This window comes from Klebsiella sp. JN_Kp122 (assembly GCF_040062085.1).
Taxonomy (GTDB): domain Bacteria; phylum Pseudomonadota; class Gammaproteobacteria; order Enterobacterales; family Enterobacteriaceae; genus Klebsiella; species Klebsiella aerogenes.
This window is the reverse complement of record NZ_JBEAHW010000038.1, coordinates 1-13,440: the sequence shown is the minus strand read 5'-3', so window position 1 is coordinate 13,440 and position 13,440 is coordinate 1. Positions and strand designations below refer to the sequence as shown.

Annotated in this window: 13 protein-coding genes and 1 tRNA gene; 5 read left to right on the top strand and 9 right to left on the bottom strand. The window is 55.3% G+C overall.

The features are described 5' to 3' along the window. The first annotated feature begins 101 nt into the window (after positions 1–101). Both ppiC (ABLU78_RS15330) and ppiC (ABLU78_RS15325) read left to right on the top strand, forming a co-directional pair. Entirely contained in the window at positions 102–383 is a 282-nt protein-coding gene (ppiC, locus tag ABLU78_RS15330; protein ID WP_048230017.1) for a peptidylprolyl isomerase PpiC, read from the top strand. Positions 384–434: 51 nt separating this feature from the next. Next, a complete protein-coding gene (gene ppiC, locus ABLU78_RS15325) occupies positions 435–716 on the top strand; it encodes a peptidylprolyl isomerase PpiC (protein WP_002883180.1) in 282 nt (93 codons plus the stop codon). Positions 717–919: 203 nt separating this feature from the next. On the opposite strand, the gene ilvC is transcribed toward ppiC (ABLU78_RS15325), so the two are convergent. Then, positions 920–2,395: a ketol-acid reductoisomerase gene (gene ilvC / locus ABLU78_RS15320; protein WP_015703965.1), complete on the bottom strand. Its 1,476-nt coding sequence runs from the start codon at positions 2,393–2,395 to the stop codon at positions 920–922. 155 nt (positions 2,396–2,550) lie between these two features. Between ilvC and ilvY the strand changes: the two genes are divergently transcribed. Next, entirely contained in the window at positions 2,551–3,441 is an 891-nt protein-coding gene (gene ilvY / locus ABLU78_RS15315) for an HTH-type transcriptional activator IlvY (RefSeq protein ID WP_015703964.1), read from the top strand. On the opposite strand, the gene ilvA is transcribed toward ilvY, so the two are convergent. The 6 genes from ilvA to ilvL form a co-directional block, all read right to left on the bottom strand. Further along, positions 3,438–4,982 (bottom strand): threonine ammonia-lyase, biosynthetic, encoded by a 1,545-nt coding sequence (ilvA, locus tag ABLU78_RS15310; protein WP_015368895.1) that lies wholly within the window; start codon positions 4,980–4,982, stop codon positions 3,438–3,440. The two genes, ilvY and ilvA, sit on opposite strands and share 4 nt — an antisense overlap. A gap of 2 nt (positions 4,983–4,984) precedes the next feature. Beyond that, complete coding sequence (gene ilvD, locus ABLU78_RS15305; RefSeq protein WP_015368896.1) at positions 4,985–6,835, bottom strand: dihydroxy-acid dehydratase; 1,851 nt, start codon at positions 6,833–6,835, stop codon at positions 4,985–4,987. Between the two features lie 60 nt (positions 6,836–6,895). After that, entirely contained in the window at positions 6,896–7,825 is a 930-nt protein-coding gene (locus tag ABLU78_RS15300) for a branched-chain amino acid transaminase (RefSeq protein WP_008807980.1), read from the bottom strand. A gap of 19 nt (positions 7,826–7,844) precedes the next feature. Next, positions 7,845–8,102 carry an acetolactate synthase 2 small subunit gene (gene ilvM, locus ABLU78_RS15295; protein ID WP_015368897.1) on the bottom strand — a complete coding sequence of 86 codons (258 nt, stop codon included), beginning with the start codon at positions 8,100–8,102 and terminating at the stop codon, positions 7,845–7,847. After that, positions 8,099–9,745: an acetolactate synthase 2 catalytic subunit gene (gene ilvG / locus ABLU78_RS15290; protein ID WP_015368898.1), complete on the bottom strand. Its 1,647-nt coding sequence runs from the start codon at positions 9,743–9,745 to the stop codon at positions 8,099–8,101. Before ilvG ends, ilvM begins: the two co-directional genes overlap by 4 nt. A 140-nt stretch (positions 9,746–9,885) precedes the next feature. Beyond that, a complete protein-coding gene (ilvL, locus tag ABLU78_RS15285; RefSeq protein WP_001311244.1) occupies positions 9,886–9,984 on the bottom strand; it encodes an ilv operon leader peptide in 99 nt (32 codons plus the stop codon). Between the two features lie 354 nt (positions 9,985–10,338). Between ilvL and ABLU78_RS15280 the strand changes: the two genes are divergently transcribed. Then, positions 10,339–11,859, top strand: coding sequence for a YifB family Mg chelatase-like AAA ATPase (locus tag ABLU78_RS15280; RefSeq protein ID WP_020077608.1), 1,521 nt, complete (start codon positions 10,339–10,341; stop codon positions 11,857–11,859). Between the two features lie 23 nt (positions 11,860–11,882). On the opposite strand, the gene ABLU78_RS15275 is transcribed toward ABLU78_RS15280, so the two are convergent. Continuing rightward, positions 11,883–12,221, bottom strand: coding sequence for a DUF413 domain-containing protein (locus tag ABLU78_RS15275; protein ID WP_015368901.1), 339 nt, complete (start codon positions 12,219–12,221; stop codon positions 11,883–11,885). Positions 12,222–12,339: 118 nt separating this feature from the next. On the opposite strand from ABLU78_RS15275, the gene hdfR reads away from it, so the two are divergent. Then, entirely contained in the window at positions 12,340–13,161 is an 822-nt protein-coding gene (gene hdfR / locus ABLU78_RS15270) for an HTH-type transcriptional regulator HdfR (protein ID WP_015703960.1), read from the top strand. A 102-nt stretch (positions 13,162–13,263) separates the two neighbouring features. Here the strand turns inward: hdfR and ABLU78_RS15265 are convergent. Then, positions 13,264–13,339, bottom strand: a tRNA-Trp gene (locus ABLU78_RS15265). Between the last annotated feature and the right edge of the window lie 101 nt (positions 13,340–13,440).

The window sequence follows — 13,440 nt, the reverse complement described above, 5'->3', positions numbered from 1 at the left end:
TCAATCTTCGAACGGGGTGTGGATTGTAGCAGAAAGCGAGGCCGAGATTTACCGGCTGATGGTAAAGTGTCAGCCACGCAATTCATCCTGAGGCTCCGGTAATGGCAAAAAGCGCAGCGGCCCTGCATATTCTGGTCAAAGAAGAAAAACTGGCACACGAGATCCTCGCCAAGCTGGAACGGGGCGTCAGCTTCGATCATCTGGCAAAGCGCTACTCAAAATGTCCGTCCGGACTCCATGGCGGCGATTTGGGGGAGTTCCAGCAGGGCGCGATGGTCGCTCCGTTTGATAAAGCCGTGTTCAGCTGTCCGCTGCTCAAACCCTATGGCCCGGTACAAACCAAATTTGGCTACCATATCATCAAGGTGCTGTATCGCCGCTAGCGCGTGTTACTATGGCGCCCTGATTTATCCCAACTCAATCAAGGCGCAATCATGGCTAAAACAGCGGCAGCACTGCATATCCTGGTAAAAGAAGAGAAACTGGCTCTCGATCTGCTTGAGCAGCTCAAAAACGGCGCCGACTTCGGCAAGCTGGCGAAAAAACACTCTATCTGCCCGTCAGGAAAACGCGGCGGCGATCTGGGCGAATTCCGCCAGGGCCAGATGGTTCCGGCATTCGATAAAGTGGTTTTCTCCTGCCCGGAACTGGAGCCAACCGGCCCGCTGCATACCCAGTTCGGTTACCACATCATCAAAGTGCTGTACCGGAAATAATAAAAAAACCCGGGGATCTTAATCTCCGGGTTTTTGCCTGATGGCGCTTCGCTTATCAGGCCTACTAAACAAATCCATTCCTCTATGGATTTCGGCTTGCCGGAAGGCGGTAAGGAAGTACATCCCCAGGAACATAGATTCCTATGTGACTGGGGTGTACGTACCGTAGCCAACGCATCGGCAAGTCGAAAGACGACGAGGAATCAGCCGGCAACCGCGATACGCTTCATATCGGTCATATAACCGCGCAGTTTTTTACCCACCGCTTCGATAGCGTGGCTGCGAATCGCTTCGTTCACGTCGCGCAGCTGAGCGTTATCTACCGCGCCTTCGGCAATCGCTTTGCCCAGGTCGCCGGTCTGCAGAGTGGTCATGAACTCTTTCAGCAGCGGTACGCAAGCATAAGAGAACAGGTAGTTACCGTACTCCGCGGTATCGGAGATAACCACGTTCATTTCATACAGGCGCTTACGGGCGATTGTGTTGGCGATAAGCGGCAGCTCGTGCAGCGATTCGTAGTAAGCGGACTCTTCGATGATGCCGGAATCAACCATGGTTTCGAAGGCCAGTTCAACGCCAGCTTTCACCATTGCAATCATCAGAACGCCTTTATCGAAGTACTCCTGCTCGCCGATTTTACCTTCATACTGCGGCGCGGTTTCGAACGCGGTTTTACCGGTCTCTTCACGCCAGGTCAGCAGTTTTTTGTCGTCGTTCGCCCAGTCAGCCATCATGCCGGAAGAGAATTCGCCGGAGATGATGTCATCCATATGTTTCTGGAACAGCGGCGCCATGATCTCTTTCAGCTGTTCTGACAGCGCGTAAGCACGCAGTTTCGCCGGATTAGACAGGCGATCCATCATCAGGGTGATGCCGCCTTGCTTCAGCGCTTCGGTGATGGTTTCCCAACCGAACTGAATCAGTTTTTCCGCGTAGGCCGGATCGGTACCTTCAGCCACCAGCTTGTCGAAGCACAGCAGAGAACCCGCCTGCAGCATACCGCAGAGGATGGTCTGCTCGCCCATCAGGTCAGATTTTACTTCCGCCACGAAGGAGGATTCCAGAACGCCCGCACGATGGCCGCCGGTCGCCGCTGCCCACGCTTTAGCAATGGCCATACCTTCGCCTTTCGGATCGTTTTCCGGGTGTACGGCGATAAGCGTCGGCACGCCGAAACCGCGTTTGTACTCTTCACGAACTTCGGTACCCGGGCACTTCGGCGCCACCATCACCACGGTGATGTCTTTGCGGATCTGCTCGCCCACTTCAACGATGTTGAAGCCGTGGGAGTAACCCAACGCCGCGCCGTCTTTCATCAGCGGCTGTACGGAACGCACAACGTCAGAGTGCTGTTTGTCCGGAGTCAGGTTGACGACCAGGTCAGCCTGCGGGATCAGCTCTTCATAGGTACCCACTTTGAAGCCGTTTTCCGTCGCTTTACGCCAGGATGCGCGCTTCTCGGCGATCGCTTCTTTACGCAGCGCATAGGAGATATCCAGGCCGGAGTCACGCATGTTCAGCCCCTGATTCAGGCCCTGCGCGCCACAGCCGACGATGACTACTTTTTTACCCTGAAGATAGCTTGCGCCATCGGCAAATTCATCGCGCCCCATAAAGCGGCATTTGCCCAGCTGAGCCAGCTGCTGGCGCAGATTCAGTGTGTTGAAGTAGTTAGCCATGGTGATACCTCGTGATGTTGTGTTGTCGTGCTTATTGTTCGGTTCGCGTTTTGCGAGAATGAACCCACTATATGACAGGAATTTCGTTGCGAAAATTGATATATTCACAACATCACATTGCAATAACTGCAACGTTATTTTCAGGGGATTGAGCCATGGATTTACGCGATCTGAAAACCTTTCTGCATCTGGCGGAAAGCCGCCATTTTGGCCGCAGCGCGCGGGCTATGCATGTCAGCCCCTCCACGCTTTCGCGGCAGATTCAACGCCTGGAAGAGGACCTCGGCCAGCCGCTGTTCGTTCGCGATAATCGCACCGTGACCCTAACCGAGGCCGGCGAAGAACTCCGCACCTTTGCCCAGCAGACCTTATTGCAGTATCAGCAACTGCGCCACGCCATCGACCAGCAGGGGCCGTCGCTCTCCGGCGAGCTACATATTTTCTGCTCCGTGACCGCCGCTTACAGTCACTTGCCGCCGATTCTCGATCGCTTTCGCGCCGCGCATCCTTCGGTAGAGATAAAGTTATCGACCGGCGACGCCGCTGATGCGATGGAAAAAGTGGTCACTGGGGAAGCCGATCTGGCCATTGCCGGTAAGCCGGAGACGCTGCCGGGTTCGGTGGCGTTTTCGATGCTGGAAAATCTTGCGGTGGTACTGATTGCCCCGGCGTTGCCCTGCCCGGTGCGCAATCAGGTGACGGTCGAACATCCCGACTGGGCAACGGTGCCGTTTATCATGGCCGATCAGGGCCCGGTGCGCCGCCGCATCGAGCTGTGGTTCCGTCGCCATAAAATCAGCAATCCATCCATTTACGCCACCGTCGGCGGCCATGAAGCCATGGTATCGATGGTCGCCCTCGGCTGCGGCGTGGCGCTACTGCCGGAAGTGGTGCTGGAAAACAGCCCCGAGCCGGTCCGCAATCGCGTGATGATCCTCGATCGCAGCGATGAGAAGACGCCATTTGAGCTGGGCGTCTGCGCACAAAAAAAGCGGCTGTACGAGCCGCTTATTGATGCGTTCTGGAAAATCCTGCCTAACCACTAGCCCGCGAGGAAAAAGCGGAACGCCGGGTTATGGGTTTCGTCATGACACTCGTAGCCCAGTTCATTAAGACGGGTTTCGAAGTCCGGCTCATGCTCGCCAAGCTCAAACGCCGCCAGAACGCGGCCAAAATCGGTGCCGTGGCTACGATAGTGGAACAGCGAAATATTCCAGTGGGTGCCGAGGGTGTGGAGAAACTTGAGCAGCGCGCCTGGTGATTCCGGGAACTCGAAGCTAAACAGGCGCTCCTGCAGCGGTTTAGACGGCCGTCCGCCGACCATATAGCGCACGTGCAGTTTCGCCATTTCGTCATCGGAAAGATCGACCACGCTGTAGCCGCCTTCGCTCAGTAAATCGAGGATCTCTTTACGCTCATCCAGCCCGCGGCTCAGCCGCACGCCAACGAAAATACAGGCATCTTTGGCATCGGCAAAACGGTAGTTGAACTCGGTAACCGAACGGCCGCCCAGTAGCTGGCAGAACTTAAGAAAACTACCCTTCTCTTCCGGTATCGTCACCGCCAGCAGCGCTTCGCGCTGCTCCCCGAGCTCGCAACGCTCAGAAACGTAGCGTAGTCCGTGGAAGTTGACGTTGGCGCCGGACAGGATGTGAGCCAGACGCTCGCCGCGGATGTTATGCTGGGCGATATACTTTTTCATCCCCGCCAGCGCCAGCGCGCCGGAGGGCTCCGCTACCGCCCGCACATCTTCGAACAGATCTTTCATCGCCGCGCAGATAGCATCGCTATCGACGGTGATGATGTCGTCCAGATACTCCTGGCATACACGGAACGTTTCATCGCCGATGCGCTTCACCGCCACGCCTTCAGCGAACAAACCGACGCGCGGCAGATCCACCGGGTGACCGGCATCCAGCGCCGCTTTCAGACACGCCGAATCTTCCGCTTCGACCGCTATCACTTTAATCTGCGGCATCAGCTGCTTGATAAGCACCGCCACGCCTGCCGCCAGACCACCACCGCCAACCGGGACGAATACGCGGTCAATGTGGGCATCCTGCTGCAGCAGCTCCAGCGCCAGCGTTCCCTGACCGGCGATGACCATCGGGTGATCGAACGGCGGCACCCAGGTAAACCCCTGCTGCTGCGCCAGCTCGATCGCGCGGGCTTTCGCTTCGTCAAAGTTGGCGCCGTGCAGTAGCACTTCGCCGCCAAAGCCGCGAACGGCATCGACTTTGATATCGGCGGTCGCTACCGGCATCACGATCAGCGCCTTAACACCCAGCCGGGAGGCAGAAAACGCCACGCCTTGCGCATGATTACCCGCCGAAGCGGTGATCACGCCATTTGATTTTTGTTCCGCCGTCAGGCCGGACATCATCGCGTAGGCGCCGCGCAGCTTAAAGCTATGCACCGGCTGGCGATCTTCGCGTTTCACCAGGATAACGTTATCCAGCCGCGAAGAGAGCTTGTCCATTTTTTGCAGCGGGGTTTTCTGCACCGCTTCATAAACCGGCGCGCGCAGTACCGCCCGGAGATACTCCGCCCCCTCAGGGGCGGCGGATAGGGGTTGCGACTCGGCCATGATTAACCCCCAAGTTTTGATTTATCGCGCACGGCGCCCTTGTCGGCACTGGTCGCGAGGCTGGCGTAAGCGCGCAGCGCGAAGGAGACCTGGCGCTCGCGGTCTTTCGGCGTCCACGCCTTATCGCCACGCGCTTCTTGCGCTTCGCGACGGGCAGCGATTTCGGCATCGCTGAGCTGCAGCTGAATACCGCGGTTCGGAATATCGATAGCAATCATGTCGCCATCTTCGATGATAGCGATGTTGCCGCCGCTCGCGGCTTCCGGCGATACGTGGCCGATGGAAAGCCCGGAGGTGCCGCCGGAGAAGCGGCCATCGGTGATCAACGCGCACGCTTTGCCAAGCCCCATGGACTTCAGGAAAGTGGTCGGATAGAGCATCTCCTGCATTCCCGGCCCGCCTTTCGGCCCTTCATAGCGAATAACCACGACGTCGCCTTCCACGACTTTGCCGCCGAGGATAGCCTCAACCGCTTCGTCCTGGCTTTCATAAACTTTCGCCGGGCCGGTAAATTTCAGGATGCTATCGTCGACGCCAGCGGTTTTGACGATACAGCCGTTTTCGGCAAAGTTACCGTACAGTACTGCCAGGCCACCGTCTTTACTGTAGGCATGTTCCAGAGAACGGATACATCCCTCAGCGCGATCGTCATCCAGCGTATCCCAGCGGCAATCCTGCGAGAACGCCTGGGTAGTACGGATCCCCGCCGGACCGGCGCGGAACATTTTTTTCACCGCGTCGTCCTGGGTCACCATCACATCGTACTGTTCCAGGGTCTGCGGCAGCGTCAGGCCAAGGACGTTTTTAACATCGCGGTTGAGTAACCCCGCGCGATCCAGCTCGCCGAGGATACCCAGCACGCCACCGGCGCGGTGCACGTCTTCCATATGGTATTTTTGCGTACTCGGCGCCACCTTACACAGCTGCGGCACTTTGCGGGACAGCTTGTCGATATCACTCATGGTGAAGTCGATTTCGGCTTCCTGCGCCGCCGCCAGCAGGTGCAGTACGGTATTGGTTGAGCCGCCCATTGCGATATCGAGAGTCATGGCGTTTTCAAATGCCGCCTTGCTGGCGATATTGCGCGGTAGCGCGGAAGCGTCGTCCTGCTCGTAGTAGCGTTTGGTCAGTTCAACGATACGTTTACCGGCGTTGAGAAACAGCGCTTTACGGTCGGCATGGGTCGCCAGCAGAGAACCATTACCCGGCTGCGACAGGCCTAATGCTTCGGTCAGGCAGTTCATTGAGTTCGCGGTGAACATCCCCGAGCACGAACCGCAGGTCGGACAGGCGGAACGCTCCACCTGTTCGCTCTGATCGTCAGAGACTTTCGGGTCTGCCCCCTGGATCATGGCATCAACCAGATCCAACTTGATGATTTTGTCAGACAGCTTGGTTTTCCCGGCTTCCATCGGACCGCCGGAGACAAAGATCACCGGAATATTCAATCGCAGGGAGGCCATCAGCATCCCCGGGGTGATTTTGTCGCAGTTAGAGATACAGACCATAGCATCGGCGCAGTGGGCGTTAACCATGTACTCGACTGAATCGGCGATGAGCTCGCGGGATGGCAGTGAATAGAGCATACCCCCGTGCCCCATGGCGATCCCATCATCCACCGCGATGGTGTTGAATTCTTTAGCAACGCCGCCAGCAGCTTCAATTTGCTCGGCAACCAGTTTGCCGAGATCGCGCAGATGCACGTGCCCTGGTACAAACTGGGTAAAGGAGTTAACAACGGCGATGATCGGTTTGCCGAAATCGGCATCGGTCATCCCGGTTGCGCGCCACAGCGCGCGGGCGCCCGCCATATTGCGGCCATGTGTGGTGGTGGCGGAACGGTACTTAGGCATGCTCTTTTTACTCCCATCTCTGTTTATGCAATGGGACGGTGCGTGCCGTCCCATTTTTAATCACTTACTTACCGGATCCAGCCAGCCCCATTTATCTTCCGTTTCACCGGTGAAGAGGCCAAAGAAGGCTTCCTGAATGCGTTTGGTCACCGGGCCACGGCGGCCTGCGCCAACCTGGATACCGTCAACGCTGCGTACCGGCGTGATTTCCGCAGCGGTACCGGACATGAACACTTCATCCGCCAGGTACAGAGATTCGCGGGACAGCACCTGCTCGCGGACTTCGATACCGAGATCTTTCGCCAGTTTGATGATGGCGTCGCGGGTGATACCCGGCAGCGCGGAAGAGGTAAACGGCGGAGTAAACAGCACGCCATCTTTCACCTCAAACAGGTTTTCGCCTGCGCCTTCGGAGATATAGCCGTTAACGTCCAGCGCGATACCTTCCTGATAACCGTGACGACGCGCTTCGCTGCCGACCAGCAGAGAGGAGAGATAGTTGCCGCCCGCTTTCGCTGCGGTTGGGATGGTGTTTGGCGCCGCGCGGTTCCAGGAAGAAACCATCGCATCGATCCCCTGCTCCAGCGCTTCTGCGCCAAGGTATGCACCCCACGGGAACGCCGCGATGATAACGTCGGTTTTATAGCCGTCCGGCGGGTTAACGCCCATGCCAACATCGCCAACAAACACCAGCGGACGGATATAAGCGCTGGTCAGTTTATTGGTACGGATAACTTCGCGGCAGGCTTCCATCAGCTCGTCAACGCTCTGAGAAACCGGGAAACGGTAGATTTTTGCTGAATCATGCAGACGCTGCATGTGTTCACGATGGCGGAACACCACTGGCCCTTTGTGAGAATCGTAGCAGCGGATACCTTCGAATACCGAAGTCCCGTAGTGCAACGCGTGGGACATGACATGTACTTTCGCCTCGCCCCATGGGGTCATCTCGCCATTGAACCAAATGTAATCAGCTTTCTTCGTCGTCATTGTTTTTATTCCTCTGCGCTCAGGCGCGGATTTGTTGTGATGTGGGTTGCTGGATCTCGACGCAGGCGACGTCGACCAGTTTGCGTAACTGACTAAACAGTAATTCGACGGGCCGCTGGCTGGCAACGGTCAGCTCGATATTTATGTTTTGCGCATCCGACGCGGTTTCCATATTCATTGAGCAAATTTGAAAACCGCGATGGCGCACCACGCGCAGCACGCGTTCTAAGGTTTCGGGGTTGAAGCGAGCCTGTAAAGCGACCTGATGTTGCATCATGATAATTTCTCCAGCATTTCTGCATTACTGGCGCCGGGCGGCACCAACGGCCAGACATTCTCAAGTTCATCGATTGAGACATGAAGCAGGTATGGCCCCTGGCTCGAAAGCATCGTGTCGAGTGCCGCTTCAACCTGGTCTTTACGGGTGATGTGCTGGCCTGGAATGCCAAAAGCGCTGGCCAGCGTAAGAAAATCAGGATTATCGGTAAGCGTGGTTTCGCTGTAACGCTCCTGGAAAAACAGCTGCTGCCACTGGCGAACCATGCCTAAACGTTGGTTATCCAGCAGCACGATTTTCAACGGTAATTGCTTGCGCTTAACGGTGCCCAGCTCCTGCACGTTCATCATGAAAGAGCCATCGCCGGAGATACAGATAACCGTATCGTCCGGGCGAGCCACCTGCGCGCCAACGGCTGCCGGCAGACCAAAACCCATGGTGCCGAGGCCGCTGGAAGTGATGAAGTTTTCCGGGCGGGTATAGGTCATGTGCTGGGCCGACCACATTTGGTGCTGGCCGACATCGGTCGTCACGACGCAATCCGCCGGTTTGCGATCGGAAAGCTGCTTGAGCAACAGCGGTGCGTAGATTGCCTCGCCGGGATGATCGTAACGCCAGGCGTGCTCCGCGCGCAGCTGCGCGTTGTGCTCGCGCCACGCATCGATGGCCAACGGCTGCTGCAACGCCGGCAGCATGGCGTTTAAATCTCCGGTTAAGGCGACGTGCGCCTGGCGCAGTTTGTTCAGCTCGGCCGGGTCAATATCCATATGGATTACTTTGGCGTGCGGGGCAAAGGTATTCAGCTTGCCGGTAACCCGGTCATCAAAACGGGCGCCGACGGCGATTAATAAATCGCACTCCTGCACCGCCAGGTTTGCTGCCTTGGTTCCGTGCATACCCAGCATGCCAAGGTAATACGGATAATCCGCGGCGACGGCGCCCAACCCTTTCAGAGTGCAGGTTACCGGCATCTGCGTCACCGCCAGAAATTCGCGCACGGCCGGTACCGCCTGTGCCATTCCAACACCGCCGCCCACGTACAGCATTGGCTTGTGGGACTGCGCAAGCATCGCTAACGCCTGCTCGACTTGTGTGTGCGGGAACTCAACATCATCAGGGACGGTGGAGAAATGCGGATCTAATTCGCCTTTAGCCAACTGGATATCTTTTGGAATATCAACCAGTACCGGGCCAGGACGGCCTGAGTTTGCCACCTGGAAAGCTTCCGCAATGACGCGCGGCAGCTCTTCCAACGACTGCACGAGGAAACTGTGTTTGGTGCAGGCCAGCGACAAACCGAGAACGTCCACTTCCTGAAAAGCATCGGTGCCGATAAACGGCGCCGCCACTTGACCGGTGATGGCGACAACAGGTACAGAATCAAGTAATGCGTCAGCCAAACCGGTGATCAGGTTGGTGGCGCCAGGGCCGGAAGTGGCGATGCAAACACCAGTTTTGCCGGTCGCGCGGGCATAACCGATGGCGGCCATTGCGGCGCCTTGCTCGTGCCGACACAGCAGGTGTTCCACGCCGCCGTCATACAAAGCATCGTAAACCGGCATAATCGCGCCACCCGGATAGCCAAATACCGTGTCGACCCCCTGTGTTCGCAAAGCATGTACCACCCACTGCGCCCCGTTCATAGTTACTTCCCCGTCATAGATCGGGAGAAACAGAATTTTATGCTAAAACTCATCTTCTGCTCCTCGCTTATGTTTTTTAAGTTATAAAAAAACCCCCGGACCTTTCGGTGCGGGGGTCTTAGTTCGTTAAGGCTTGATTTCTAAGCCTTTCCTCGTCCAAGTGCAGCCCCGCACGGTGGGATAATAATCACCACCACGCTAATCACGACCAGGCTAATCACTCGTAGAAGGGCTGTCATTTTCTGTTCTTTCTGGCTTCTTGTTCGAAGGAATACCTAAAGAGTTACCACAGACATCACATTAAGCACAAGATTTTTTTATGTTCCATTTTCTGATCTTGCTAACGATTTTTATTAAACCAGTTGTTTTTAAAAAGAAAAAAATAAAATGAAAAAAATTCAGCTTATTCTCGCGTTTGCATCCATGTTTTACGGCATTAAAACGGCGTCATGACGGATTTGCGCATGCCCTCGCAAGATAATAAAAATGCAAAACTTTGCAGACAATTGTCTGGAACAGGCGTCGTAAAGTTAAATATTCCCAGGTTCATGAAACTCTATGAATAGACATAATCATTCCGCTCAGGAGGCGTTATGTCACTCGCAATTGTCTATACCCGCGCGGCGCTCGGGGTCAGCGCGCCGCTAATTACCGTCGAAGTCCATATCAGCAACGGACTCCCTGGTTTGACGATGGTCGGCCTGCCGGAAACCACGGTAAAGGAAGCCCGCGATCGGGTACGTAGCGCCATTATTAACAGCGGCTACAGCTTTCCGGCAAAGAAGATAACCATAAACCTTGCCCCAGCCGATCTGCCGAAAGAGGGCGGGAGATATGATTTACCTATCGCTCTCGCGCTCCTGGTCGCTTCGCAGCAGCTTGCCGCCCCGAAACTTAATCAGTATGAGTTTATTGGCGAATTAGCGCTTACAGGCGCGTTACGCGGCGTTCCTGGGGCAATATCCAGCGCTATGGAAGCGATAAAAGTCGGGAGGCAGATTGTCGTTGCTGGAGATAACGCCGAAGAGGTCGGCTTGATTAACGGCAATGAGTGCCTTATAGCAGGGCACCTGCAGGAAGTCTGTGCGTTTCTGGAAGGGAAACATACTCTGCAGCCGCCGACTGGTGAAATAACTGCGGGAGAGGACGATTATGACGATCTCGGCGATGTCATTGGCCAACAGCAGGGAAAACGCGCGCTGGAGATAGTCGCAGCTGGCGGTCATAATTTACTTTTGATGGGTCCACCGGGTACAGGAAAGACGATGCTCGCCAGCCGTTTGCCGGGGCTTTTACCGCCACTAAGCAACCAGGAAGCGCTGGAAAGTGCGGCTATCCTCAGCCTCGTCAATGCTCATTACGTTACGCGTCAGTGGCGTCGGCGGCCTTTTCGTGCCCCTCACCACAGCGCTTCGCTAACGGCGATGGTCGGCGGCGGCTCAATCCCTGCCCCGGGGGAGATCTCCCTGGCGCATAACGGTATTCTGTTTCTTGATGAACTACCTGAATTCGAGCGTCGGGTTCTGGATGCACTACGAGAGCCCATTGAATCAGGAAAAATTCATCTTTCCCGCACTCGGGCTAAGATTGACTATCCTGCGCGATTTCAGTTGATTGCCGCCATGAATCCCAGCCCAACAGGACATTACCAGGGTCAGCATAATCGGGCCACACCGGAACAGACCCTGCGCTACCTGGGCCGATTGTCAGGGCCATTTCTCGACCGCTTCGATCTCTCGCTTGAGATTCCACTTCCTCCACCGGGCGTATTAAGCCGGGGTGGCGTTGGCGAAGAGCGAAGCGCCACCATTCGTCTACGGGTATTCGCGGCGCGCGACAGACAGCTCGCACGGCAGAATAAACTTAATGCACAATTGGACAGCGGGGAGATAAAAGTCTGGTGCAAGCTGAAAGAAGACGACGCGATATGGCTGGAACAGACGCTCTCACTGTTAGGGCTTTCAATCCGCGCATGGCAACGTTTACTGAAAGTTGCGCGTACTATCGCCGATCTTAATGAGGATAGGGATATCGAACGTCATCATTTGCAGGAGGCGCTAAGCTACCGGGCTATCGACCGTATGTTAAATCACCTGCAGACGCTAATGGCATAAAAAAAGGGCTTTCGCCCTTTTTTTTAATCGTCGCTTTCAGTGTAGTCTTCAGCGCCTTCAACCTGCGGCTTACCGCCAGATAAGGTGTGAAAACGCTTCGGACGTTTGATTCGCGCCATATACTTAATCCAAACGCGTTCCGCTTCGGTCACCGGCTCACGTTCGCCGTGGCATACCGCAACGAATTGTTTTTCATCTTCGGTAACAGGCTCGCGTTTGCCCAATTCCAGCTCATTAAAGGCGTAACCATGACGTTCAAGCAGTTGCGCCTCTTTGATGGTGAAATCACCGTGACGGGAGAACCCGCGTGGATAATTTTTATTGTCGAAAAAACGATTAGTCGTCGTAAAGCTTTCCGCCATCCTACACGCTCCTGATTCTTTGGCCGAGCTATTTATGGCGCGGAGTATTAGTTACGCTTGACAGAGCGTCAAACAAAACATTTAAATCATCACGACAAATAATTTTGCGGAGAAGAGTGTGGACACGGAATTGCTCAAAACTTTCCTTGAAGTGAGCAGAACTCGCCACTTTGGGCGGGCAGCGGAAGCGCTTTATTTAACACAATCAGCGGTTAGCTTCCGCATTCGTCAGTTGGAGAACCAGCTGGGCGTAAATTTATTCACCCGCCATCGTAACAATATTCGCCTGACGTCAGCCGGTGAGAAACTGTTGCCCTATGCCGAAACGTTGATGAATACCTGGCAGGCCGCGCGTAAGGAGGTCGCCCACTCTTCTCGCCATAATGAGTTTTCGATCGGCGCCAGCGCGTCGCTATGGGAATGCCTATTGAACGGTTGGCTGGGGACGCTCTACAAAGATCCCTATAACCTGCAATTTGAGGCTCGGATAGCTCAACGCCAGTCATTAGTTAAGCAGTTGCATGAACGCCAGCTCGATCTCCTGATCACCACAGAATCACCGAAGATGGATGAATTAAGCAGCCAGTTATTGGGCCATTTCACCCTGGCGCTCTATTGTGCCGCGCCGGGAAAAAATAAGAATGATTTGAACTACCTGCGGCTGGAATGGGGACCGGACTTCCAGCAAAACGAAGTGGGTTTGATCGGCAGCGATGATGTACCGTTACTGACGACGAGCTCCGCAGAACTGGCTTATCAACAGCTCACTACCTTGAATGGTTGTACCTGGTTACCCGTTAGTTGGGCACAGCAGAAAACTGGCCTGCACACGGTGACCGATAGCGCGACCCTTTCACGTCCTCTGTATGCCATTTGGCTACAAAATAGCGATAAGCAGGCACATATTCGCGAGATCCTGAAAAGCAGCATCCTGGAATAGCGATCTGACTCCATGGATGGAGTGGCTAAAAAACTGGAAAGGCAGAGTGATGGGAGAAATTAAAGACAAAAAAAATCCTTTGCCGAAGCAAAGGATTATATATGGCAGGGGCGGAGAGACTCGAACTCGCGACACCCGGTTTTGGAGACCGGTGCTCTACCAACTGAGCTACGCCCCTAAATCTTTCTCGCTATTAAGCCCGCTAATATAGCAGGCTTAATATAAATAAGTGGCGGAACGGACGGGACTCGAACCCGCGACCCCCTGCGTGACAGGCAG